Source organism: Bacteroides finegoldii DSM 17565, assembly GCF_000156195.1.
In the GTDB taxonomy this organism is placed as follows: Bacteria; Bacteroidota; Bacteroidia; order Bacteroidales; family Bacteroidaceae; genus Bacteroides; species Bacteroides finegoldii.
Window position 1 is genome coordinate 76,481 of the sequence record NZ_GG688331.1, and the last position, 24,954, is coordinate 101,434.

The following is a 24,954-nucleotide window of genomic DNA, read 5'->3' on the forward strand; positions in this document are numbered from 1 at the left end:
TTATTATTTTAAGTTCACCACGGATTACACGGATTCACACAGATTAGAAATTATGAGAAAATAATCAGTGTTAATCCGTGTAATCTGCGGTGAGTGTGAAATTCATGAATGCTTTTATAAACTCGTCTTCTTTCAGCAAACCGTAACTACCGTTACAAGCAGCCACCTCATCGAACGTCTGCACCTCATCCGGCTCAATGCCCGGATACCAGATAAAGAACGGAACAGGCTCGGAGGTATGCGTACGAAGCTCGCAAGGAGTAGGATGATCGGGCAACACAGCGATTGCTACGGGTTCGTCCCAATCTTTCACAGCTTCGTAAATAGGACCTACGGCACGCTTATCAAGATTCTCGATCGTCAGGAGTTTCAAGTCGATGTCTCCTTCATGTCCGGCCTCATCGCTGGCTTCGATATGCAGATAAACAAAATCGTCAGTTTTCAGAGCTTCGAGGGCAGCGGCTACTTTATTTTCATAATTCGTATTATAAAGTCCGGTAGCTCCTTCTACGGCAATACGGCGCAAACCGGCATAGTAACCGATTCCGTTAATCAAATCGACTGCTGAAATCACAGCCCCTTTCTTGACTTGCGGAAAAGTCTCAGAGAAGGTAGGCATCTGAGGACGGTAACCGGGACTCCAAGGCCAGATACTGTTTGCCGGATCTTTGCCTTCGGCTATACGTTTCAAGTTCAAAGGATGATTCTTGAGCAGTTCCTGCGATTTCAGAATCAAGTCATTAATCAGATCCGCCGTTTCCTGTGCTTCAGGCATCAACGGTTTCACCATCAACGGACGGAAAGGCTTCAAAGGCACATCATGCGGAGGCGTGCAGTCCAATTCCTTATTACCGCCTTTAATAACGAGCAAGTGGCGGTACTGAACTCCCGTATGGAAACGTACGCGGTCATCCCCCAAATTTTCTTGCAGGTATTTTATCAACACGTCGGCTTCCTCAGTAGAAATATGTCCTGAAGAGTGATTCTTCAAGATTTCTCCCTCTACACAAATTAAGTTGCAACGCATTGCTATCTCCCCCGGTTGCAAGTCCACACCGATACTGGCAGCTTCCAGCGGTCCGCGACCTTCGTATACTTTCGGAAGGTCATATCCCAATACGGACATATTGGCAACCTCACTACCCGGATGGAAACCTTCGGCTACGGTAATCAACCGTCCGTTACGTCCCATGCGGGCTAACTTATCCATATAAGGCGTCTTTGCATATTGCAGGAGCGTCTTGTTCCCTAATGACTTCACCGGCCAATCGGCCATTCCGTCTCCCAATATGATAATATGTTTCATTTTAATAAGTCTCAACTCTCAACTGAATTAAACGTTTGCGATACTCATGATGTCGGCAAAAACTCCGGCGGCAGTCACACCGGCACCGGCACCGTATCCCTGAATCATCATCGGATATTCTTTATAACGTTCCGTAGTCAGCAGAATGATATTGTTGCTGCCCTCCAGACCGTAGAACGGATGGTTGGCTCCGACTTCCTGCAGGCCGACAGAGGCTTTTCCATTCTCCAGTTTTGCCACAAAACGCCAATGTTTGTTCTCCTTCTCCAAGACTTGACGACGGGCTTCAAAGTCCGCATCCAGACTCGGCACTTTCTTCCAGAAGTCATCCAAAGAACCTTCAAAGAAATCGTTCGGCACAAAAAGATTCTTTTCCACATCTTCCTGTTCGATACGATAGCCCGCTTCACGCGCCAGAATCACCAATTTACGGATTACATCTTTTCCACTGAGGTCGATACGCGGATCCGGTTCGGAATAACGCTCTTCTTGCGCCATCTTGATGGTACGGCTGAAAGGTATATCAGCACTGATCTTATTAAAGATATAATTCAATGTACCCGAAAGCACCGCCTCAATCTTCAATATCTTGTCACCACTGTGAATCAAGTCGTTGATTGTGTTGATAATCGGAAGTCCCGCACCTACATTGGTTTCAAACAGATACTTCACTCCACGCTGACGGGCGATTGTCTTCAATTCACGGTAATTCTCGTAAGCCGACGAAGCGGCAATCTTATTGGCAGCAACGACAGAGACGTTATGCTGCAACAAATCCTTATACAACGATGCAATATCCGCACTTGCCGTACAGTCAACAAATACGGAATTGAAAATATTCATGCCTACTATCTCTTCACGAATCGTTTGCAAGTTGCTGTCTTTTCCTTTCTGCTTCAGTTCCTCGCGGAAATTGGAGAGGTCGAAACCGTCACGGCTGAACATCGCTTTAGCCGCATCAATGATACCTACCACATGAAGTTTCAGTCCGTTTTCCATCATCAACTTCTGTTGCTGACAACGAATCTGCTCTACCAGACTGCCGCCTACCGTACCGATACCGCAGATAAAGAGATTCAGTACCTGGTATTCGGACAAGAAGAAAGAGTCGTGAATAACGTTGAGAGACTTACGCAAAGATTTTGCATCCACCACAAAAGAGATATTTGTTTCCGAAGCACCCTGTGCACAAGCTATTACATTGATACCGTTACGTCCCAATGTGCCGAACAGCTTGCCGGCGATACCCGGTGTATGTTTCATGTTTTCACCTACGATAGCCACCGTAGCCAAGTCTCTTTCTGCAAGAATCGGGGAAATCTCTCCCATCTCGATCTCTTTTGCAAACTCCTCATTCAGCACTTCGCAAGCCAAGTCCGCATCGGCATTACGCACACCGATAGAAGTACTGTTCTCGGAAGAAGCCTGCGATACAAGGAACACGCTGATTCCGTTCTTTGCTAATGCCTTAAAGATACGGTAGTTAACACCGATCACCCCTACCATACCAAGTCCTTGAACAGTAATGAGGCTCGTATCATTGATAGAGGAAATACCCTTAATGGCTTTGCTTTGCGGATTGGAAACCTCTTGTTTGATAACCGTTCCCACGCCATCGGGATTAAACGTATTCTTTATTATAATAGGTATATTCTTATGGCATACCGGATAAATCGTAGGCGGATAAACTACTTTCGCACCGAAGTTACAAAGTTCTGTTGCTTCTACATAGCTCAGTTCGGTAATTGTGTAAGCAGTTGAAATGACACGCGGATCAGCCGTCATGAAACCGTCTACATCCGTCCAGATTTCCAGACTATTCGCATCCAGCGCAGCAGCGATAATGGCAGCCGTATAGTCCGAACCGCCACGTCCCAAGTTTGTCACATCTCCTGTCGTCTTATCAGAAGAGATAAATCCGGGCACCAATGCAACCTTCGGCACTGAGCTGAAAGCCTTTTTCACCAGTTCATTAGTCAGTTCCGCATCCAGAATATGTTTATTATGTTTCTTTTCAGTCTTGATAAAAGTGCGCGAATCGAACCATTGCGCCCCCTCAATCAGTTCGGTAACTATGATAGAGGAAAGACGTTCTCCATAACTTACAATGGTATCCGATGTCTTCGGAGAAAGGTCTTTAATCAGATAGATTCCTTGAAAGATGTCTTTCAACTCATTCAGCAGTTCTCCGATCTGACGTTGCAATGATGTCTGCTTTTCACCGGCAGGAATCACTTCTTTAATCATTTCCACATGACGATAAACGATTTCACGGAACTCGCCTTCGTATGCCGAATCTCCCATTGCCGCCATCTTCGACGTGTTTATCAATTTGTCCGTGATGCCTCCCAATGCGGAAACAACTACAATTACCGGCTCAGCAGCCGACTCTACAATTCTCTTTACGCTTAAAATGCTGTTCACGGAACCTACGGATGTTCCGCCGAATTTCATTACTTTCATGAAGATACTTATTTAAATGCAATGTCCTGTGCGTATATGTTATAACAGAACGATTGGTTATTTACGAATAAAATTGAATTTGAATTTTGCCTGCTTATACAGGCGTGAATCACGTAGATACACAAAAACTATCCATCAACCCCTAAGGGTCATGGTACACATGGATGTGACTGTATGTGGATAGTACTTCATCATAGTCCTTGTTTCTACTCTTGTTTTTGATAAGTGTCGCAAAAGTAATAATAAAAACATTCAATCTATCACTTTTTTCGGTTTTTTTCTGATAAAAAGAATATTTCATAGTAATCCCTTATTGCAGCAGAGATTCACTTTTATATCATTTTGCTATAAATATATCATTTATATTAGTATATTTGCGAATACAAATACGCAAAATCAGCTTATGAGCCCTATAAATACTTCCGTATTGCTAATATACACCGGTGGAACAATTGGAATGATTGAGAACGCCGCAACAGGTGCATTGGAGAATTTCAATTTTGAACAACTCCAAAAGCACATCCCCGAATTGCAGAAATTCAACTTTCCGATAGACACCTATCAGTTTGATCCGCCGATGGATTCTTCGGATATGGAACCGGATATGTGGCAAAAGCTGGTTCATGTTATTCATGACAACTATGAACGCTATCAAGGGTTTGTAATCTTGCACGGCACGGATACGATGGCATATACCGCTTCCGCACTCAGTTTTATGCTGGAAGGGTTGGACAAGCCTGTCATACTGACGGGTTCTCAACTTCCGATAGGGGTACTTCGCACGGATGGGAAAGAGAATCTGATGACAAGTATCGAGATTGCCATCGCACGGAACAAGGAGGGAAAGGCGCTCGTACCGGAAGTCTGCATCTTCTTTGAAAACCACTTGATGCGAGGTAACCGCACAACGAAAATCAATGCGGAGAATTTCAACGCGTTCCGGTCATTCAATTATCCGGTACTGGCGGAGGCGGGCATTCATATCAAATATAATAATGTACAGATCCATGCGAATGGAGAGGAACATAAGTTGAAACCACACTATCTGCTGGATACGAACGTGGCTGTACTGAAACTATTCCCGGGAATTCAGGAAAATGTAATTGCTACTGTTCTAGGAATCGAAGGGCTGAAAGCGATTGTACTCGAAACATACGGTTCCGGCAATGCTCCCCGTAAAGAGTGGTTTATCCGAAGACTTTGCCAGGCCAGCGCACAAGGGATTGTAATCGTCAATGTGACACAATGCAGTGCGGGAATGGTGGAGATGGAACGCTATGAAACGGGATATCAACTATTGCAGGCAGGTGTTGTCTCCGGTTACGACAGCACGATGGAGTCCGCCGTCACCAAATTAATGTTCTTATTAGGACACGGATATACCCCGGATGAAGTGCGTGACCGGATGAACCGTTCGATAGCCGGAGAGATAACTATATAGGCATACATCTATTTCTATTAGGCAGGGATAACTTATTTCTAATAAATTATCCCTATTTTTGTACCCTACAACGAAGAAAGGAAGTTCGATGGCAAAAGAGAAAACCGTATATGTATGCAGTAATTGCGGACAGGATTCACCGAAGTGGGTAGGTAAATGTCCGTCCTGTGGGGAGTGGAATACGTATGTAGAAGAAATTGTGAGAAAAGAGCCGGTCAACCGCCGTCCTGTGTCGGGGATTGAAACGCAAAAGCCCAAACCGCTTGCGCTTGCCGATATAGTGGCGGATGACGAACCGCGTATCAATATGCACGATGACGAATTGAATCGTGTATTGGGCGGGGGACTGGTACCGGGTTCTCTGGTCCTGATAGGCGGTGAACCGGGAATCGGCAAATCTACGCTCGTCATGCAGACTGTATTGCACATGCCGGAAAAGAAGATTCTTTATGTCTCGGGCGAAGAGAGTGCACGTCAACTAAAGCTCCGTGCCGACCGTCTCTCTTCTATTTCCAGTGACTGTCTCATTGTTTGCGAGACTTCCCTCGAGCAGATTTATGTACATATCAAGAATACGAATCCCGATCTGGTGATCATCGACTCCATACAGACTATTTCTACCGAGAGTATCGAATCGTCTCCCGGAAGTATCGCACAGGTCAGAGAGTGTTCGGCGTCTATTCTTCGTTTTGCGAAAGAAACGCATACACCTGTGTTGCTGATCGGGCATATTAATAAGGAAGGAAGCATTGCAGGACCTAAAGTGCTGGAGCACATCGTAGATACAGTTCTTCAATTTGAAGGTGACCAACATTATATGTACCGTATTCTACGCAGTATCAAGAATCGTTTCGGTAGTACGGCAGAGTTAGGTATTTATGAGATGCGTCAGGATGGGTTGCGCCAAGTCAGCAATCCTTCCGAGCTTTTGCTAAGTCAGGATCATGAGGGGATGAGCGGGGTAGCCATTGCTTCCGCCATTGAGGGAATTCGCCCGTTCTTGATTGAGACGCAGGCTTTGGTGAGTTCTGCTGTCTATGGAAATCCGCAACGCTCGGCAACCGGTTTCGATTTAAGAAGAATGAATATGCTGCTGGCTGTTCTCGAAAAGCGCGTAGGATTTAAGTTGGCTCAGAAAGATGTATTCCTGAATATCGCCGGAGGATTGAAAGTTAATGATCCGGCCATTGATTTGTCTGTTATCAGCGCCATCCTTTCTTCGAATATGGATGCGGCTATCGAACCGGAAGTTTGCATGGCGGGAGAAATCGGTCTGTCGGGAGAGATACGTCCTGTGAATCGAATTGAACAACGTATCGGTGAAGCTGAAAAGTTAGGTTTCAAACGTTTCTTACTGCCTAAATATAACTTGCAAGGAATCGACACCCAAAAACTGAAGATAGAACTAGTACCGGTGAGGAAAGTGGAAGAGGCGTTCAGGGCTTTATTCGGTTAGGTTCACCACAGAGGACGCAGAGGACACGGAGGAGTGATTAATCAAGTAAATAAATAATGATAGAAGATATTAATAATTTAACGAGTAAAGTGCTGGGATTAGCTTTTGAGGTGCATACTCAATTGGGAGCGGGTTTACTTGAAAGTACATACGAAAGCTGCTTATTCTATGAATTGAGAGCAAACGATATAGATGTAGAAAGACAAAAGAAATTACCTATAATCTATAAAGGAACCCAATTAGATACAGATTACAGAATAGATTTGTTGATAGACAACCAACTCATTATAGAATTGAAAAGTGTGGAAATGCTACAACCGGTACATTCTGCCCAACTATTGACATATATGAAACTTGGCCATCTAAAATATGGACTATTAATAAATTTCAATGTTCCTCATTTAAAACAAGGAATCAAACGTTTTATTATCTAAAAATTTAAACTCTGTGACCTCTGTGTCCTCTGTGGTGAAAAAATATGATACAAGAATACCAACTCCGCATCCTCCCCGAAATTGCTGTAAACGGACAGAAATTAAAGGAATACCTTTCTAAAGAAAAAGGTTTGAATCTGCGTGACATCACTGCTACCCGAATCTTGAAGCGGAGTATTGATGCACGCCAACGGACAATCTTCGTCAATTTGAAGGTGAGGGCATACATCAATGAGATGCCTCAAGAAGATGAGTACGAACATACTATATATAATAGTGTAGAGGGAAAACCGCAAGTGGTGGTTGTCGGTGCCGGTCCCGGCGGACTGTTTGCAGCCTTACGCCTCATAGAACTCGGATTACGTCCTATCGTTATCGAACGCGGAAAAGATGTGCGTGAGCGTAAAAAAGATCTGGCACAAATCAGCAGAGAACACACGGTTGACCCGGAATCGAATTACAGTTTTGGCGAAGGGGGTGCAGGAGCTTATTCGGATGGAAAGCTCTATACCCGGAGCAAAAAAAGAGGAAATGTAGATAAGATTCTGAATGTATTTTGCCAACATGGAGCTTCGACCTCGATATTAGTAGATGCGCATCCGCATATTGGAACAGACAAGTTGCCACGCGTCATTGAAAATATGCGGAATAGCATCATCGAATGTGGTGGAGAGGTGCATTTTCAAACTCGAATGGATGCACTGATTATCGACAACAATGAAGTGAAAGGTATCGAGACGAATACAGGAAAAACGTTTCTCGGACCGGTCATCTTGGCAACCGGACATTCGGCAAGAGATGTGTATCGTTGGCTGGCCGCCAATAATGTGACAGTTGAAGCGAAAGGGATTGCTGTCGGTGTCCGCCTGGAACATCCTGCAATGTTGATTGACCAAATACAATATCATAATAAAAACGGACGGGGCAAATACCTGCCTGCCGCCGAATACAGTTTTGTGACACAGGTAGAAGGCAGAGGAGTATACAGCTTCTGTATGTGTCCCGGTGGCTTCATCGTTCCTGCCGCCAGCGGACCGGAACAGGTGGTAGTAAACGGCATGTCTCCATCCAATCGTGGCTCACGTTGGAGCAACTCTGGAATGGTGGTGGAAATTCAACCGGAAGATTTAAGAAGTGGAGAGTTGAGAATTGAGAGTGGAGAGTTGGCTGCGCAACAGAATGAGCGGCTGCTCGCTATCAATCCATCTCTCAATCATTCTCAACTTTCAACTCTCAACTCTCAACTTCTCCCCCTTCACTTTCAAGAGGAGCTGGAACGTCAATGCTGGTTGCAAGGAGGAAGACGACAGACTGCTCCGGCACAACGTATGATGGATTTTACCCGTAAGAAATTGAGCTACGATTTACCCGAATCTTCTTATAGTCCGGGAATTATTTCTTCTCCGCTTCATTTTTGGTTGCCGCCATTCATCAGTAAAAGGTTATCTCTCGGTTTCCAGCAATTCGGACGTAGCAGTCACGGATTTCTGACTAATGAAGCGGTAATGATTGGTGTCGAGACACGGACTTCTTCGCCTGTACGCATTGTACGCGACAAGGAAACATTACAGCATATAACCGTCCGCGGTCTATTTCCTTGCGGAGAAGGAGCGGGTTATGCCGGAGGTATTGTTTCTGCCGGAATAGACGGAGAACGGTGTGCGGAAGCCGCTGCTAATTATTTACATCATTAATCAAAACCCAGCAAACTGATGACTACCCAACCCGAAATAGCAATCATTGAACCCAATACACTCAGTAGTTTAGGACTCAAATCCATATTGGAAGAAATCATCCCGATGGCTACCATTCGTACTTTCCACCGTTTCAATGAATTAATGGATGACACACCGGATATGTATGCCCATTATTTCATATCGGCACAAATCTATGTGGAACACAATGCTTTCTTTCTTCCCCGAAAACGAAAAACAATTGTTCTGGCCAGTGACAGTCCGCAGTTTCAACTTTCCGGTGTACCGGTTCTCAATATTTATGAGCCGGAAGAGGAGCTGGTGAAAAATATCCTGAAACTCCATCAACATGCCCATCACAAAGGATACCCGGTAAAGGATATGCCGCCAATGATTCCGCCAGCGCATCATCAGGAACTTTTATCTGCCCGCGAAATCGAAGTACTCGTACTGATTACCAAAGGACTGATCAATAAAGAAATTGCAGACAAACTGAATATCAGCCTAACTACCGTCATTACACACCGAAAGAACATTACGGAGAAATTAGGAATCAAGTCCGTTTCAGGACTGACTATTTATGCTGTAATGAACGGATATATCGAAGCCGACCGCATCTAATTCACCACAGAGGATACAGAATTTTTAGAATCCTATTATACCTCTGTGTCCTCAGTGTCCTCTGTGGTGAATCAAATCCTAATAAATGAGGATTGCCTGCCAACTATATTTGCCGTTACTTTGCACCGGACAAATAAACTGCGAATGAAGACAAAGATTATGATGCTTGCCCTCACCCTCCTGACGACAGGAACTGTATGGGGCGAAGATTTCCCAAAAGATTCACTGAAAGTAGTGGATATGGAAGAGGTGGTAGTAATAGCCACTCCGAAAGAGAATCGCAAACTACGTGAATTGCCTATAGCCGCCACCGTATTATCACAGGAAAATATGTGTGCCAATCAGGTTCATTCCGTGAAGAACCTTACAGGTATTGTTCCCAACCTGTTCATCCCTGATTATGGCTCGAAATTAACGACTTCCATCTATATTCGTGGAATCGGTTCACGTATCAACACACCGTCCGTAGGACTTTATGTAGATAATATCCCTTATATAGACAAATCCGCCTTCGATTTCAATTACTGTGACATCGAACGTATCGACGTACTTCGCGGGCCTCAAGGAACACTTTACGGGCGTAACACGATGGGCGGACTTATCAAGGTACACACCAAATCTCCTTTCACCTATCAAGGGACCGACATCCGCATGGGAGCGGCGACGTACAATAATTATAATGTTTCGCTTACCCATTATCACCGTATATCCGAACGGTTCGCCTTTTCTACCGGAGGATTTTACGAACATACCGGAGGATTCTTTGAAAACGCAGCACGAAATAATGAGAAGGTTGACCGAAGCAATGCCGGAGGTGGACGATTTCGTGGAGTTTACATACCGACCTCCAATCTGAAAGTAGATATAAACCTGAACTATGAATATAGCGATCAGGGTGGATACCCCTATTACTATACCGGAATCGCTCCCAGCACAAAAGAAAGGGAAGAACCTCTCACAGAAGACCGTGCAGACTACATTGGTAAGATTTCATATAACGAGCGCAGCAGTTATCGTCGGGGATTAATGAATGCCGGCGTCAATCTGGAATATCAAGCAAGAAATTTCATCCTCAGTGCAGTTACCGGCTATCAGAATCTGAATGACCGTATGTTCCTCGACCAAGACTTTACAGAACGAGCGGTTTATACACTGGAACAGAAGCAAAAGTCGAATACAATTTCCGAAGAGATCGTGTTTAAATCAAAATCCAACAAAAGATGGCAATGGGCAACAGGAGCTTTCGGACTGTATCAGTCCTTGAACACCAAAGGTCCGGTGACTTTTTGGGAAGACGGGGTGAAAGATGTTATCGAAGGAAGTGCAAATACAGCCTTTGCCGGTATGCCTGCAAACGCCCCGAAATTACATTTAGCAATCAACAATCCTACTCTGTTGGTAGGAGGAGACTTTGATACTCCTGTTTGGAATGCAGCTGTTTTCCATCAGTCTACATTGAATGACCTTTTTGTGAAAGGCTTGTCTCTTACTGTCGGAGTACGTCTGGATTATGAGAAGATGAACATGAAGTATAAATCGATCAGTGACCCTACAGACTTCAACTTCAGTATGAAGATGGCGTCACGGCCACCAATGCCATCTGTATCAGTAGAAGCCAAGAACCTGATTGCCAATGCCGGTTATGACGGTAAAATATCAGATGATTATGTCCAACTGTTACCTAAGTTTGCTCTGCAATATGAATGGAAAAAGGGCAATAATGTATACGCAACCGTGTCGAAGGGGTATCGGTCGGGTGGCTACAACGTACAAATGTTCTCCGATCTTATTAGTGGAGATTTACAGAACTCCATGATAAATGCTATAAAAGAGAGCGAGCAGTTCGCCAGATTTGCTGCAATGATTGACAAATATGCCAAGAAAGCGGATGTACCCGAAGTAAAAGAGGCGACACGCTACAAACCCGAATATTCATGGAACTACGAAGTAGGAAGCCATCTTACCCTTTGGGAGGGTAAGCTTTGGGCAGATCTTTCCGCTTTCTATATGGATATGCGCGACCAACAAATTTCCCAATTCACCGGAAGCGGCTTGGGACGTACCACCGTCAATGCAGGGAAAAGCCGCAGCTATGGTGCCGAAATGTCTCTTCGTGCAAGTCTGACTAATGAATTAAGTCTGAACGCAAGCTACGGATATACCTACGCTACCTTTACAGACTATATCGAATATGAGAGAGAAGATGAAGAAACGCTCAAAGTTAGAGCCGATTACAATGGCAAGTATGTTCCTTTTGTCCCCAAGCATACATTAAATATCGGTGGAGAATATGCCATCACCTGCAGCCCACGTTCTATCTTCGACCGGGTTGTATTCCAGGCGAACTATAACGCTGCCGGACGTATCTACTGGACTGAACTGAACGACGTCAGCCAATCCTTCTACGGCACGCTCAACTGGAGAACGAATCTGGAAATCGGTGATGCAATGATTAGTTTTTGGGCACGCAACTTCTTGAATAAAGACTATGCCGCCTTCTATTTCGAAACAATGAACAAAGGTTTCATGCAGAAAGGACGTCCAATGCAATTTGGGATAGATCTTCGCTGCCGCTTCTAATCATTTTTACTCATAAGGATATTATTTAGTCTTTTTATTGTCAGCTAAAGATTTCATCCACACAAAACAATGGTTTTCAACAGATTAACAACTGACAATAAACGCTGACAATAACTAAAAACAGGCTGACAATAAAAGTTCCGGACTTTTATTGTCAGCCTGTCTCTTTGTAGATCAACAGCATGGAATACGGGATAAAAGGACGTATGTCCCTATAAAGTTTGCATTATAAAGCCGTTATACTTTATTTACCCAATCGGTATTGTTCCATTAGACTTACGCTATTCTTAACTCTCCACAGCCGTGGTAGCTTCTCTTCATGGCCGTGGAGAGATCTCATCACGGCTGTGGGAAGAAGTCACCACGGCCGTGGAAAGGTAAAGGTATCGGTACCTTCCCGCAACTATACCAGCACTTTAACGGAACTTTATCAATGCTTTGACATTAGTTTACCTACTGCTTAATGATAACCGCCAATCATCACTCGTTAATTGCCCCGCAATAAGGACATATACCTTTCTCTTTCAGTTTCTCCCCGCAATGTCCGCAGCGATACTTATACCCGATGTTCCGATAAACCTTCTTCGTAAAGACCAGTATAAAAAAGATCAGGAATAAATAACCGATATAGATATGTGTCATCAAGATAAAAAAGAAATAACAGAAAATACAGCAGGACATTAGTCCCAGCAGATAAAAGATAGCTGCAGCGGGAGTCAATTGCCGAAACAAATCATCCAGCACCGCCAAAGCGACTATCAGAAACAACCAGATACTAAACAGGAAAACAGAGAGTATGAAAGGTACTGTGAATGGAGATAAAGTTGGATTGAAATAAAAATGTTCCCACGTTTCCGGCACAAAGACCTGCATAGACTCATAAATCGTTGCACTGAACGCCATCAGCAGGCAGAGAAATAATGGATAAATGCTGTCTATATCATTAAAATAAACCATCTGCAACTGCTTCTTCCGGAAAGCACGAAGCAAATAAACGCCTACAAACAGGGCAAAAATAACAACAAAATAAGAAGCGTGCGTGTCACTGAAAAGATGAATGGCCTGTGAAATACTGTCGGTCGGAACGAACGACCTCTTCAAATCCACCTCACGTATCCAACCCTGTTCATCCTGCGTATGCGCCAATTTAACCCAAACGCTATCCACACTATCGGCCGGATGAATCGCAAACTCTGCGACGACTACCTTATCTCCTTTATTCAATTGAATAAAAGTGTCCTTTATCGGAAGACGTTCCAGAGCTATGGAATCATCCACTACTTCCAGATTCGTATCCCACGTGTAGTGACGTTCATAAAGATAGGTCAATGAATCTTTTGTTTTCTCTGACAATTCCTCCGAATCCAGTAGCGGAGCCTTATAATAACAGGAAGATAGCAAAAATAAACATAATAGCAGGTTCATCACATTTTTTACCACAGAGGACGCAGAGGATAAAAAGAGGAAAGAGAAAAAATTTCCACACTTTTTCTGCCTAACATTCAAACGATCGGTGTCAGAAGCATGAGTGAAGATGCTACCTTCACTATATCCTCTGTGTCCTCCGCGTCCTCTGTGATAGAAAATAGTCTTCATTGCGCCGCCTTTACTTTCATTTGACAATTTTTGCAGTCGAACTCCAAACGGAAACGTTTACCATCATTGGACATCAGATAATAGGGTTCTTTGAAAGGTGAACGAACCCGTTGGTGAATAGGACACCATCCCATACTGTAACGTAGACAGTGTTTGCAGAACATCAGTACCGCATTCTCCACTGCTTCTTTTTCGTACGCCATAGCAATACGCTGTACTCCATGTTCCTCATAGAAAGAAACTGCATGAGTGTTCATAACATTTCCCAAATACGTCAATGTTGTTTGCGGAAAAGCATGATTCGTTTGTTTCCATACTGACAATTCCTGGCGGTAGTTTATCCGACGGGCAGCTATTAATTTTTCAACTGCCTGACGACGGTAATCGGCTAGGACCGAAACCGGGAGAAACCAATTATCAGCAAATCCAACTTCTATCACTTTTGCTTCGAAAGGTGTATTTCCTAATTTAGCAAGTTGCGTTTTCAGATTTTCCGTCTGCGGTGTACGTGCCAATTCCTTTTCACGGGGAAAAGCCAGTGTGACACTGTTATCATCTTCATCGGTCAATCGTAACGAAAAGCCAAATTCGTTATCAGTAAGCGAGATGCGCACTTCTATCTTCCTTTCAGCGGACTTCCGTGAAAGTACACGCTCAAACTCTTGGTCAAAATTACGGTACAACACAGTACGGGGCTTGATACGGGGCATTTCCTGTGGATACAGTTTATTACCATCTACACGATTGATACGGAACCCCTGCAAACGTCCTTGTTCGTCGAGATAGCAAACTCCATCGCCATTGTTAAATGACTTCAATCCGGCAACTGTCAGATAATTACCGCGAGCCTCCTTCATTGTTCCCATCTCTTCACCCAGCGACTTAGGGGTATCAAAGGAAAAAATCTCCTTATCACGACCGTGCAGGAAATAATGTGTAAAACCACGACTGAAACTCTTATCCAGTTGCGGTTTAAATTCGAATCTGCACATTCCCGAAGAAGCCCGGACATATTCCGGACGACGGGCAAAAATCGCATCCAATTTCTGACGATAGGCCGCTGTCACGTTCTTCACGTATGATACATCTTTCAACCGGCCTTCTATCTTCAACGAAGAAGCTCCGGCATCCAACAACTGCTCCAGCTCGTCGCTCTGATTCATATCTTTCAGAGAAAGCAAATGCTTGTCCTTCACAATGACTTTCCCATCGGAATCTACAAGGCTAAAAGGTAAACGACAGAATTGTGCACATTCACCCCTGTTTGCGCTACGCCCGAAACAGGACTGACTGACATAGCATTGCCCGCTATAGCTAACGCAAAGCGCTCCGTGTACAAATACCTCCAAAGGAGTCTCCGGACAAGCGGTATGAATATTTTTTATTTCACGCAATGATAATTCGCGCGCCAAAACGACTTGTCGGAAACCTGCCTCCCAAAGAAATCGCACCTTTTCCGGAGTACGGTTGTCCATCTGCGTACTGGCATGGAGAGGTATCGGGGGGAGATTCAGTTTCGTGATTCCCATATCCTGAACAATCAGTGCGTCCACTCCAATCCGATACAGGGCATGAATCATCTCCTCCGTCTCTTTCAGCTCTTCTTCTTTCAGGATAGTGTTGACCGTGACATAAATACGCGTATTATACAAATGGGCATATTGTACCAGTGCCTCAATATCCTCCAAAGAATTTACAGCCGCCGCACGGGCACCGAACTTGGGAGCACCGATATATACCGCATCCGCACCGTGATTAATGGCCTCAATGCCACATTCCAGGTTCTTCGCCGGAGCGAGAAGTTCTATTTTACGCTGCTTTATCATTTGATGTCATTAACATTATAAGGTGTTTCCTGATAAACAAAGTAGTTTAACCAATTGGAGAACAAAAGGTTTGCATGAGCACGCCAACGCACCAACGGTCCCTTATCAGGATCATCATCTACATAATAATTACGAGGTATTTCTATCGGCAAGCCTTTACCCAAGTCACGACGATATTCCGTATCCAATGTCAACGGAGAATATTCCGAATGTCCGGTTACAAAGAACTCACGTCCGCCACGTGCCATTACCATATACACTCCCGCATCTTTCGACTCGGAAAGCAATGTCAGTTCCGGCACCTTCAAGATATCCTCCCTACGTACCTCCGTATGACGGCTGTGCGGTACATAAAAGCAATCATCAAAGCCACGAAAAATAGAATGGTAAGGTTCCAATACCCGATGCTCGAAGATACCGAACATCTTCTTTTCCAACGGATATTTAGGAATCCCATAATGATGATAGAGCCCGGCTTGCGCCGCCCAACATATATACAAAGTAGAAGTCACATGCGTACGTGCCCAATCAAAAATTTCCGTAATCTCATTCCAATAAGTCACTTCCTCGAAATCCATCTGTTCCACAGGTGCTCCCGTAATAATCATACCATCATACTTCTCATGACGCATCTGGTCGAAATCCGTATAGAATGCCTTCATGTGTTCTATCGGTGTATTCTTGGAGGTATGACATTTGATCTTCATAAACGAGATCTCCACCTGAAGCGGAGTATTTGAAAGTAAACGCACCAAGTCCGTCTCCGTCGTAATCTTCAACGGCATCAGGTTCAGAATGACAATCCGTAGCGGACGAATGTCCTGCTGCGTAGCACGGGAAGTATCAATTACAAAAATATTTTCTTCCTTCAATAGCTCTATCGCAGGTAGTTTATCGGGTAAATTTAAAGGCATAATCGCTATATATTAGTAATTTGAGTGCAAAAATACGAAAAATATAGCAGATTATAGGGAGGTTGCTTATTTAGAAGACGTACAAATTAAGTCAATTTAATCATAGAAGCATAACAACTAATCAATAAAAGCTTTACTTTTGCGGAATAAAATTAGTACTAATAATTTAAATCTTAGAAAAATGGCTTACGTAATTAGTGACGATTGTATTGCTTGCGGAACTTGTATTGACGAGTGTCCGGTAGAAGCTATCTCTGAAGGTGATATCTATTCTATCAACCCGGATGTATGTACTGACTGTGGAACTTGTGCAGATGTTTGCCCGTCTGAAGCTATCCACCCAGCTGAATAATACAATCTACAACAAAAAGTATAGGCTGCTTTCTCTTGAAGGCAGCCTTTTTTTTCACCACAGAGGACGCAGAGGACACAGAGTAAAATAGCTTGGGAGATGTGTTGCAACTCTCCTTTTAGTGGAATCCCCCTTGCTACAAATCATTTGTGGCAAGGGGGATTTCTAATTTATAAGGAGGCGACACATCATTCCTTTCATTTTTTCTTCTCTGTGTCCTCTGCGTCCTCTGTGGTGGACTCTTATTTCAATTTAGCCAACGCTTCCTTGATTCGGCGGATAGCCTCCGTTATATTTTCATCACTTGTTGCATAACTCATGCGGATACATTCGGGAGCGCCGAATGAAGTACCGCCTACACAAGCCACGTGCGCTTCTTCAAGCAGATACATTGCCAAATCATCCGAGTTTTCAATCTTACGGTCCTCTTTGCTCTTTCCAAAGAAATAGCTACATTTCGGGAACAAGTAGAAAGCGCCTTGCGGAACATTCACTTCAAATCCCGGAACATCTTTCGCCAACTTCACAATCAAATCACGGCGACGCTCGAATGCTTTCTGCATTTCTTTCACCGGTTCTTGTGTTCCTGTATATGCAGCTTCGGCAGCTTTTTGAGAAACAGAGCAAGGACCTGAAGTGTACTGACCTTGCAATTTATTGCAGGCCTTTACAATCCATTCCGGTCCGGCAATAAATCCGATTCTCCATCCGGTCATAGCATATGCCTTAGACACACCGTTTACAATCACCGTACGTTCCTTCATTTCCGGGAACTGGGCAATACTCTGATGTGCACCGATATAATTAATATGTTCGTAGATTTCGTCAGCAATAACAATGACTTGCGGATGTTTAGCCAATACAGCTGCCAAACCGGCCAATTCTTCCTTGCTATATACAGAACCTGTCGGATTGGACGGAGAACAAAGAATCAATGCTTTTGTTTTCGGAGTGATAGCAGCTTCCAATTGTTCTGGAGTAATCTTGAAATCTTGTTCGATACCTGCCGAAACGATAACAGGAGTACCTTCCGCCATTTTCACCATTTCCGGATAGCTCACCCAGTAAGGAGCAGGCACAATTACTTCATCACCCGGATTTACTAATACAAGAATTGTATTACAAACAGATTGTTTCGCACCATTTGCACAAGAAACTTGAGCGGCTGTATATTCAAGACCATTTTCTTTTTTCAGCTTCTCAACAATAGCATTGCGCAAAGCCGGATAACCCGGTACCGGAGAATAACGGGAAAAGTTATCATCTATGGCTTTTTTCGCAGCTTCTTTGATGTGGTCGGGAGTATTGAAGTCTGGTTCTCCTACACTTAAATTAATAACATCAACGCCTTGTGCCTTGAGCTCGTTGCTCTTCTGCGACATAGCAAGTGTCGCCGACGGCGACAAGCTGTTCAAACGATCTGATAATTGATTCATTTTGTATCTATTTTATTGTTGTTGAGTGAAAATCGTTGCAAAATAAGCGATAATATTCGACATATGAAAACAAATAGGCAATTTACTTATTAAAATGTAAAGTATGCCCCATTCTTTCCTTTTTCGTTCTTAGATATCGTTCATTATATGGATTGGGAACAGTTTCAACAGGTACATTTTCTACAATCTCCAAGCCATATGCTTCCAAGCCAACACGTTTCACCGGATTATTTGTCAAAAGCTTCATTTTGTGTACTCCCAACTCACGAAGAATCTGCGCTCCTACCCCATAATCACGCTCGTCAGCAAGATGTCCCAAACATACATTCGCATCTACCGTATCCAAGCCGTCTTCCTGAAGTTTATATGCTTTCATCTTTTCCATCAAGCCGATTCCACGTCCTTCCTGATTCAGATAAACGACTACACCTTTTCCTGCCGCTTCAATCATTTCCATAGCCTTATGCAACTGTTCTCCGCAATCACAACGCCTGGAACCAAAAATATCACCGGTGGCACAAGAAGAATGTACACGTACCAAAATAGGTTCGTCTTCATTCCACGTACCTTTAAACAAAGCGACATGCTCCAATCCATTTGACTTTTGACGGAAAGGAATCAGACGAAACATTCCATGTTCAGTAGGCATATTCACTTCCACCCCACGCTCTACAATGGATTCCTGTTTCAAACGATAAGCAATCAAGTCATGAATAGAAATCAGTTTCAGATCATATTCATCAGCCATTTTACGGAGTTCGGGCAAGCGTGCCATCGTGCCATCCTCACTCATGATTTCCATCAAAGCACCCGCCGGATAAAGACCGGCCAGACGTGCCATATCGATAGTCGCCTCTGTATGTCCGGCACGGCGTAACACTCCTTTTTCTTGTGCGTACAACGGGTTGATATGACCGGGACGACCGAACGTAGCCGGTGTAGAAGACGGATCAGCCAATGCCTGAATAGTGGCAGCACGGTCGGCAGCAGAGACTCCGGTCGAACAACCGTCCAGTTTATCTATCGTAATTGTAAAAGGAGTTCCCAACACAGAAGTGTTATCACTTACTTGATGCGGCAAATCCAATTCCTTGCAACGAGACACTGTAATAGGTGCACAAAGCACCCCACGTGCGTGTTTCAACATGAAATTAACTTTCTCAGGAGTTATTTTTTCAGCAGCAATAATCAAATCTCCCTCATTTTCGCGGTCTTCATCATCCACCACTATGACAAACTTGCCTTCTTTAAAATCGGCAATTGCATCCTCTATTTTATCCATTTTAATCTCTTCCATAACAATTATTTATTAATTTTCTGTATGATGAATTGAACTTGTTCGTTGTTCTTTATAATCCGTTCCATATCCTTAGCCAGACGAATACGGAATGCCCAGATACGGAAATAGAAAAACAGCCCGATGGGGAAAATCACTCCAGCTGCCAGATTCAGCCAATATATATGGAACGGGCGCACATGAGCAGAAACGGGAATCATCGGATAATTGTTTAACAAACCTATCAAAGAAGCTGATTTCGTATTTGACATTTCCTCCACCAACGCTTCCAGTTTATCATTGATAGCCACCACCTCATCGTCCTTTTCACCCGACATCCACAGTTTGAAATAGTTCGGTGCTTTCGTCAACTGATTTTGAGCAATGTAAGCTTTACAATCCTCTGTAAGCTGCTCCAAATCGCCCGGGATACGTTCATAGTCAGGATCATTTATAATAACTTCTTTCTTGAATATATGCCGTACACTACGTATTCCGGCCACCTTCTTAAACCAGTTAATGTACGCATCGGCATTAAGCACCACAGAATCTTTATTCGATTTGTAAGTAAGGAAGATACCCAACGGAGCAAGGACAGCACTACTCGTCCACATACCCATCCATACAATCCACTTACCGTCACGGGCCATTTTATAGCCGGTGTTATCAATGATATAATAGATAATAAACACCAGTACCGACACAATTACCGGCATTCCCAAACCACCTTTACGAATAATACCTCCTAAAGGAGCACCGATAAAGAAAAACAACAAGCATGAGAGGGAAATTGTAATCTTCTTATGCCATTCCGTCTTATGTTTCCGAATGCTATAGTCATTACTCTCCATCGTATAACTCTTGAAAGTAAGGTCGCTTGCCATATTTTCCGCACGGCTAAGAGCAGCGGAAATAACTTTCTGCTTTTGCGTCAAAGGAGCAACATTATAAAGACTGTCCACATTATACGCATACACATCCGCTTTCTCCATCTTGACAGTGTCTTCTTTTGTCAATCCATAAGACGCGCGAAAATTTCCCTCAGCTATTTCCCGGTAATATTGCCTTCCTATACTGTCACCTACTACTTTCATCGAATCAATAGAGCTTTGCAACTGCGCCATGTCTTTAGCACTCGACTGCTTACCCATAATATCGCCGTCAACCATATTGAAATCAGAGTTAAACTCAATAATCGTATGTTTCTCTCTGAATGATTCACGACGATAAGGTACATTTTGAGACTTCATACTTTGCGCTTTCAGATTCTCAAACAAGTCTCCACTATACAAATGTAACCAAAGATGTTGCTTATCCGCTGTCATCTCCAGACGCCCGGAATCCGCATAAATAATATGGGCATTCTCAAATCCGTCTTTCAAATTATAGATCAAGACATCATACAGCATACCCGTTTTACGGTCTTTCTTGGCTATCTTTAAATTATAATCAGGGATTTCGGAATAGAAAACGCCTTCCGGAATATCCAATTCCGGAGATTTCTGTTTCATTGAAAGAATCAGAGTGCCCAACTTAGCTTGGGCAATGGGTCCTACTACATTTTGAAAATAGAATGAAACGCCTACAAGTCCACAAACAAAGAAAACAAGGGGACGCATAATTTTGAGCAAAGAAATGCCGGCAGCTTTCATTGCAAGCAATTCGTAACGCTCGCCAAAATTACCAAAAGTAATCAAAGAAGCCAGTAACACTGCCAACGGCAACGATACTGGCACTAATGTTAATGCAGAATAGAAGAAGAACTGAGCCATTACACTCATTTCTAACCCCTTTCCAACCAATTCGTCTACATATCTCCACAAGAACTGCATCATGAAAATGAACAGACAGATGAAGAATGTACCTATAAAGAGCATAAAAAAGCTCTTTACAATGAATATATCTAATTTCTTTATGCGTAGCATCTTAATAGGTTCGTGCAATTAGGATGCAAAATTAGCACAAAAAAAGGAGCACCGAAAATTTTTAGTTGAAAGTTAACTAAAAACCACAAGTTCTTCTTAATTTGGCAACCTGTGACTCCCATAATTCTTTCATATCATCCACTTCATCCGACTCTGCGAAATCAGTAATTTCTAATACATAGTCACTTGTCAACTCATTATATGTCATCTTGATTTCAAAGTAATCACGCTCGTTTTCATCATCCTGCCAACGGAAGCGGATAAAAGAGAAAGAGCGAATGGCAATAATCTCTGCTTTCCTCAGCTCTGTCTTCCCCCAATGGAACTCTACTATTTTATCGTCAGAAATAACTTTGTCGGCAAACCAGTCCTCCAACCCGGTCGGTGTACTTATAGCTGACCAAAGAATATTTTTAGACGTTGCATTCAACAAATACTCCAAATGAATCTTTTCCTTTTTCATAGCAATTTCGAATTGTTTTTACGTGTGCCAAGATAAATACTTTTTTCTAAATAAGCGGCATAAATCAAGCACTTTATTTAATTATTCTTTCATTTCCAGTCCTGAAACTCCCTGTTTTCGGCGTAAAACAAAGCCTTTCTTGAAGAAAAGAACAAAAAAATTACCGATTTGTTTTGGAGATTATAAAAAAACATCTATCTTTGCACCCGCAATCGAGAAATAATGGCGGGATAGCTCAGCTGGTTAGAGCGCATGATTCATAATCATGAGGTCCCCGGTTCAATCCCGGGTCCCGCTACTTGATAAGAATAAGGCATTTGAGAGGCTTCCACTCTTGGGTGCCTTTTTCTTTTTTACCTCCGGTTTGCGCTATGGTTTGCGCCAGCGTCAAATTCAATGTAACATGGTTCAACAAATTTGGAACACATTATATATAATGTATTCCCCTCTTCGCAAAGAATATATTTAAGATTTACACTATAACTTTTCTATTTCTTCTTTAGACAGTCCAGTAGCCTGTGAAATTACATCAATAGCTATTCCTAACTTTTTTTAAATTACGAGCATTCGCTCTTTTTACTTCTTTTCTCCCTTCTTCCCTTCCTTTCTTTTCCGCCGTAGATATAACACTATACCAGTCACGGAAATTTTTCAAACTGTCCCAATACTCACTCAGTTCAGTCTTGGTAAACTTTGCTATCTCCGCAGTTTCAAAAAGGCGGTCAAAAACTCTGTTCTGTAATGCTTTGGGACGTTCAAGCAGAGAGGCAAGATTACGCAGGACAAAAAGCCACTTGTCAAACATGCTCTCCAACTCATCCTCACTCTTGTTTAATTTAGGCATTTCAAGATAAACAAAGGTCAGCTTGTCATAGAAAACCTTGTGCGTATAAAGGTCTACAAGCTTCACCTCATGATGGAAATACTCCTCATCAGAATTGTCAAAGGAGAAATTCAGAATACCTACCACATAGACAGCCTTCAACTCATAATCCCATTCCCCACGTTTGGCCTGCTCACGAATAGGAAAAGTGAAATAAAAGACACTACGGTCCCTGAAGAACTGCTGCTCGCCACGCTGCATCTCAACCAGAAACTTCTCACCCTTCTCATTCTCACAATATACATCAAATACAGCTCGACGGTCATATTCCTGCGTTCCAAGATGTTCAGCATTAAGATAAGTGACATCCTTGATTACCTCCTCCTTGAATAAGAGTGCATTCAAAAAGCTAATCAACAATTCCTTATTCATTGCCGTACCAAAAAGCAACTTGAAGCCAAAATCGGTATATGGATTACATACTTATCCTGTATTCCTTCTGTTCCCATGTCTTCTTCCATTTTTTATAGTTTGAAATTCCAATCCAGCCCCTTCATATAACCAATAATATGAGCCTTCCTTTGAAATGCCTCAATAGCCTTCCGGAGCATTATATACAAAAGTAGCAATAGATTCCGAGCATCAGCCGGAATGTAAACGGAAATCGACTGAACCTATGCATCACAGGCTGTAAAAGCTATGCAAGGGATAATCTGAGCGGAAAAATGACAGCTCAGAAATTCAATATCGCTGTCGGATTTCTCAATCTGACCTGTACCAACCAGTGTTTATCAACGGACGGGTACAAGGAAGAAATCAAAGCAACAAGTTCGAGGGGACTATATCAATTCACCCTGGACTTGTTCGGACAATATAATGTAGCAAAACATATTCACCTGATGCAATCGCTGGGTGACACAATGCTGAGTGAAAAACAGTTCTGCCAGATACTGGGAAGAATGAGGCTGTATAACTACCTCCCTCAGCACCAACAGAGGATGCTACCGAGACTGCTTATTACGGACAGTCAGATCAACAATGTAGCAAAACAATATATCCACGATGAGAACTTTACCGGGACTAACAGCGAACTGAGTATGTGGATGTTCTACAACCTTATAACAGGAGCAAATAAGAACAGCTATCTCGATTCATTTCTAGGACGTAGTGTAAATGCGACGGAAATTTCGGTAGGAATGACAGAAGCATTGAATCACAGGGACGAGGCATATTCCTGGTTTATAGAATGACCGGAAGAATATGATTTGAACTACATATCCGAGGAGGGTATCACCAGGGAAGAAAGGTGGTATCCTCTTTTTTGTCATCAGAAATTTAACTAAAAAAGAAAGGAGAAAATATATGAAAATAGCATGTATACAGGACATATACAAATGTGACACCTGTAAATCAGCATTAGACGAGCACGGAAGGAGTTGCAGGCACGGGATGTTATTTCCCCTGCTTCTTTTAATGGGAAATTTTAAAAGATGCATGAATTATGAATTTGATGCAGAGAAGGTAAAACTTCAACTGCAAAAGAAAGGAGCATCAAAGTATTCTCCGGACAAGGACGGGATATACAGGGGGAAAAATGCGGAAGGTGTGTTGTCATGCCTTCTTAAGAATGGAGACTATTCGATTTACGGATATGGCGGAACAAAAGGCCGTTTCTTTGACAGGGAGGCGGAAAAGTGGGTGGCATTTGACAATTCCACAAATGACTGTTGGGTGGAGGAGTTCAACAGCGAAGCGGAAGCGGCAGAGTGGCTGAATGAGAAGTATGGCCGGTATAAGATATGATAATTACAACCAATGGAAATTTAAAATCAATATCATTATGGAATATATGGAACATTCTAATTTTTACGCCATGTGTGATAAAATCAGGAAAATGGAGGCAAGAGAACTGAAACTGACATTGGAGGCCCATGGTGGCGGATTTGTCTGGATTGATGATGAAAACGATGAGGAACAATTATATGAACCGCCTATAATTATGGTTAATTCAAATGACGGTCCTATGGACGTTGTGGTTCATAAAGCATGGCTGGATGATGGTTGTATTGGATTATTGACTTATGATAATGAATGGGGAAACCGGGTAGATATTGAGCCGGAAGATATTGCTCCCGGACACCTTGCTTATCTTATAGAGTACATGCCTGTCACAGACAAGATAAAATCAGTAGCTTTAAGTTGAATTTTATAAATGGTATCAGAAACAAAAATGGGCATAGACATAATCAGTCAAACAAACCGGAATAAAAAAATGACGATAAACGATATCGTGGACAAACCGGGACGCGGTTACTACTGTAATGAATGCGATTCGTCATTTGATGTAA

The 24,954-nt window shown here is 43.0% G+C and carries 19 protein-coding genes, 1 tRNA gene and 1 pseudogene; 11 read left to right on the forward strand and 10 right to left on the reverse strand.

Features of this window, described 5'->3' with window-relative positions; all coding sequences use genetic code 11:
• Window positions 1-70: 70 nt before the first annotated feature.
• Both BACFIN_RS03565 and thrA read right to left on the reverse strand, forming a co-directional pair.
• On the reverse strand, window positions 71-1,306 hold the full coding sequence (locus tag BACFIN_RS03565; protein ID WP_007756966.1) for a cofactor-independent phosphoglycerate mutase: 1,236 nt from the start codon (window positions 1,304-1,306) through the stop codon (window positions 71-73).
• A 27-nt stretch (window positions 1,307-1,333) separates the two neighbouring features.
• Window positions 1,334-3,769, reverse strand: coding sequence for a bifunctional aspartate kinase/homoserine dehydrogenase I (gene thrA, locus BACFIN_RS03560; RefSeq protein WP_007756967.1), 2,436 nt, complete (start codon window positions 3,767-3,769; stop codon window positions 1,334-1,336).
• Window positions 3,770-4,172: 403 nt separating this feature from the next.
• Here thrA and BACFIN_RS03555 point away from each other — a divergent pair, with 403 nt between their 5' ends.
• The 6 genes from BACFIN_RS03555 to BACFIN_RS03530 all read left to right on the forward strand — a co-directional run bounded on the left by BACFIN_RS03555 (window position 4,173) and on the right by BACFIN_RS03530 (window position 11,995).
• On the forward strand, window positions 4,173-5,210 hold the full coding sequence (locus BACFIN_RS03555) for an asparaginase (RefSeq protein ID WP_007756974.1): 1,038 nt from the start codon (window positions 4,173-4,175) through the stop codon (window positions 5,208-5,210).
• 88 nt (window positions 5,211-5,298) lie between these two features.
• On the forward strand, window positions 5,299-6,666 hold the full coding sequence (gene radA, locus BACFIN_RS03550; protein WP_007756975.1) for a DNA repair protein RadA: 1,368 nt from the start codon (window positions 5,299-5,301) through the stop codon (window positions 6,664-6,666).
• A 59-nt stretch (window positions 6,667-6,725) separates the two neighbouring features.
• Complete coding sequence (locus tag BACFIN_RS03545; RefSeq protein WP_032839887.1) at window positions 6,726-7,100, forward strand: GxxExxY protein; 375 nt, start codon at window positions 6,726-6,728, stop codon at window positions 7,098-7,100.
• A gap of 44 nt (window positions 7,101-7,144) precedes the next feature.
• On the forward strand, window positions 7,145-8,794 hold the full coding sequence (locus BACFIN_RS03540) for an NAD(P)/FAD-dependent oxidoreductase (RefSeq protein ID WP_007756977.1): 1,650 nt from the start codon (window positions 7,145-7,147) through the stop codon (window positions 8,792-8,794).
• 18 nt (window positions 8,795-8,812) lie between these two features.
• The gene (locus BACFIN_RS03535; RefSeq protein WP_007756979.1) at window positions 8,813-9,415 is read left to right on the forward strand and encodes a helix-turn-helix transcriptional regulator; all 603 of its coding nucleotides are present in this window, start codon (window positions 8,813-8,815) and stop codon (window positions 9,413-9,415) included.
• A 144-nt stretch (window positions 9,416-9,559) separates the two neighbouring features.
• On the forward strand, window positions 9,560-11,995 hold the full coding sequence (locus BACFIN_RS03530; RefSeq protein ID WP_007756981.1) for a TonB-dependent receptor: 2,436 nt from the start codon (window positions 9,560-9,562) through the stop codon (window positions 11,993-11,995).
• A gap of 480 nt (window positions 11,996-12,475) precedes the next feature.
• Here BACFIN_RS03530 and BACFIN_RS03525 read toward each other — a convergent pair whose 3' ends face one another.
• From BACFIN_RS03525 to metA, 3 genes are read right to left on the reverse strand one after another with little or no spacing between them, the layout of a single operon-like run.
• Window positions 12,476-13,591, reverse strand: coding sequence for a zinc ribbon domain-containing protein (locus tag BACFIN_RS03525; RefSeq protein WP_007756982.1), 1,116 nt, complete (start codon window positions 13,589-13,591; stop codon window positions 12,476-12,478).
• Window positions 13,588-15,417 carry a peptidase U32 family protein gene (locus tag BACFIN_RS03520; protein WP_007756983.1) on the reverse strand — a complete coding sequence of 610 codons (1,830 nt, stop codon included), beginning with the start codon at window positions 15,415-15,417 and terminating at the stop codon, window positions 13,588-13,590. Before BACFIN_RS03520 ends, BACFIN_RS03525 begins: the two co-directional genes overlap by 4 nt.
• Complete coding sequence (metA, locus tag BACFIN_RS03515; RefSeq protein ID WP_007756985.1) at window positions 15,414-16,331, reverse strand: homoserine O-acetyltransferase MetA; 918 nt, start codon at window positions 16,329-16,331, stop codon at window positions 15,414-15,416. Before metA ends, BACFIN_RS03520 begins: the two co-directional genes overlap by 4 nt.
• Before the next feature lie 181 nt (window positions 16,332-16,512).
• Between metA and BACFIN_RS03510 the strand changes: the two genes are divergently transcribed.
• On the forward strand, window positions 16,513-16,683 hold the full coding sequence (locus BACFIN_RS03510) for a DUF362 domain-containing protein (protein WP_002559159.1): 171 nt from the start codon (window positions 16,513-16,515) through the stop codon (window positions 16,681-16,683).
• Window positions 16,684-16,925: 242 nt separating this feature from the next.
• Here the strand turns inward: BACFIN_RS03510 and BACFIN_RS03505 are convergent, their stop codons facing one another.
• The 4 genes from BACFIN_RS03505 to BACFIN_RS03490 all read right to left on the reverse strand — a co-directional run bounded on the left by BACFIN_RS03505 (window position 16,926) and on the right by BACFIN_RS03490 (window position 21,783).
• A complete protein-coding gene (locus BACFIN_RS03505; RefSeq protein ID WP_032839876.1) occupies window positions 16,926-18,119 on the reverse strand; it encodes a pyridoxal phosphate-dependent aminotransferase in 1,194 nt (397 codons plus the stop codon).
• A gap of 82 nt (window positions 18,120-18,201) precedes the next feature.
• Window positions 18,202-19,416 carry a bifunctional 3,4-dihydroxy-2-butanone-4-phosphate synthase/GTP cyclohydrolase II gene (locus BACFIN_RS03500; protein ID WP_007756988.1) on the reverse strand — a complete coding sequence of 405 codons (1,215 nt, stop codon included), beginning with the start codon at window positions 19,414-19,416 and terminating at the stop codon, window positions 18,202-18,204.
• A 5-nt stretch (window positions 19,417-19,421) separates the two neighbouring features.
• Complete coding sequence (locus tag BACFIN_RS03495; RefSeq protein ID WP_007756989.1) at window positions 19,422-21,320, reverse strand: LptF/LptG family permease; 1,899 nt, start codon at window positions 21,318-21,320, stop codon at window positions 19,422-19,424.
• A 76-nt stretch (window positions 21,321-21,396) separates the two neighbouring features.
• Window positions 21,397-21,783 carry an START-like domain-containing protein gene (locus tag BACFIN_RS03490; RefSeq protein WP_007756990.1) on the reverse strand — a complete coding sequence of 129 codons (387 nt, stop codon included), beginning with the start codon at window positions 21,781-21,783 and terminating at the stop codon, window positions 21,397-21,399.
• Window positions 21,784-22,007: 224 nt separating this feature from the next.
• Here BACFIN_RS03490 and BACFIN_RS03485 point away from each other — a divergent pair.
• Window positions 22,008-22,081 (forward strand) — tRNA-Met (locus BACFIN_RS03485).
• Between the two features lie 179 nt (window positions 22,082-22,260).
• Here the strand turns inward: BACFIN_RS03485 and BACFIN_RS03480 are convergent.
• Window positions 22,261-23,115 (reverse strand): annotated as a pseudogene (locus BACFIN_RS03480) (Rpn family recombination-promoting nuclease/putative transposase).
• A gap of 132 nt (window positions 23,116-23,247) precedes the next feature.
• Between BACFIN_RS03480 and BACFIN_RS03475 the strand changes: the two are divergent.
• The 3 genes from BACFIN_RS03475 (at window position 23,248) to BACFIN_RS03470 (ending at window position 24,809) form a co-directional block, all read left to right on the forward strand.
• Entirely contained in the window at window positions 23,248-23,856 is a 609-nt protein-coding gene (locus BACFIN_RS03475; protein WP_262479240.1) for a DUF3871 family protein, read from the forward strand.
• Window positions 23,857-24,100: 244 nt separating this feature from the next.
• Entirely contained in the window at window positions 24,101-24,409 is a 309-nt protein-coding gene (locus tag BACFIN_RS23455; protein WP_032839877.1) for a hypothetical protein, read from the forward strand.
• Window positions 24,410-24,446: 37 nt separating this feature from the next.
• Window positions 24,447-24,809, forward strand: a complete 363-nt coding sequence (locus tag BACFIN_RS03470; protein WP_149924259.1) for a hypothetical protein — start codon at window positions 24,447-24,449, stop codon at window positions 24,807-24,809.
• Window positions 24,810-24,954 lie beyond the last annotated feature (145 nt).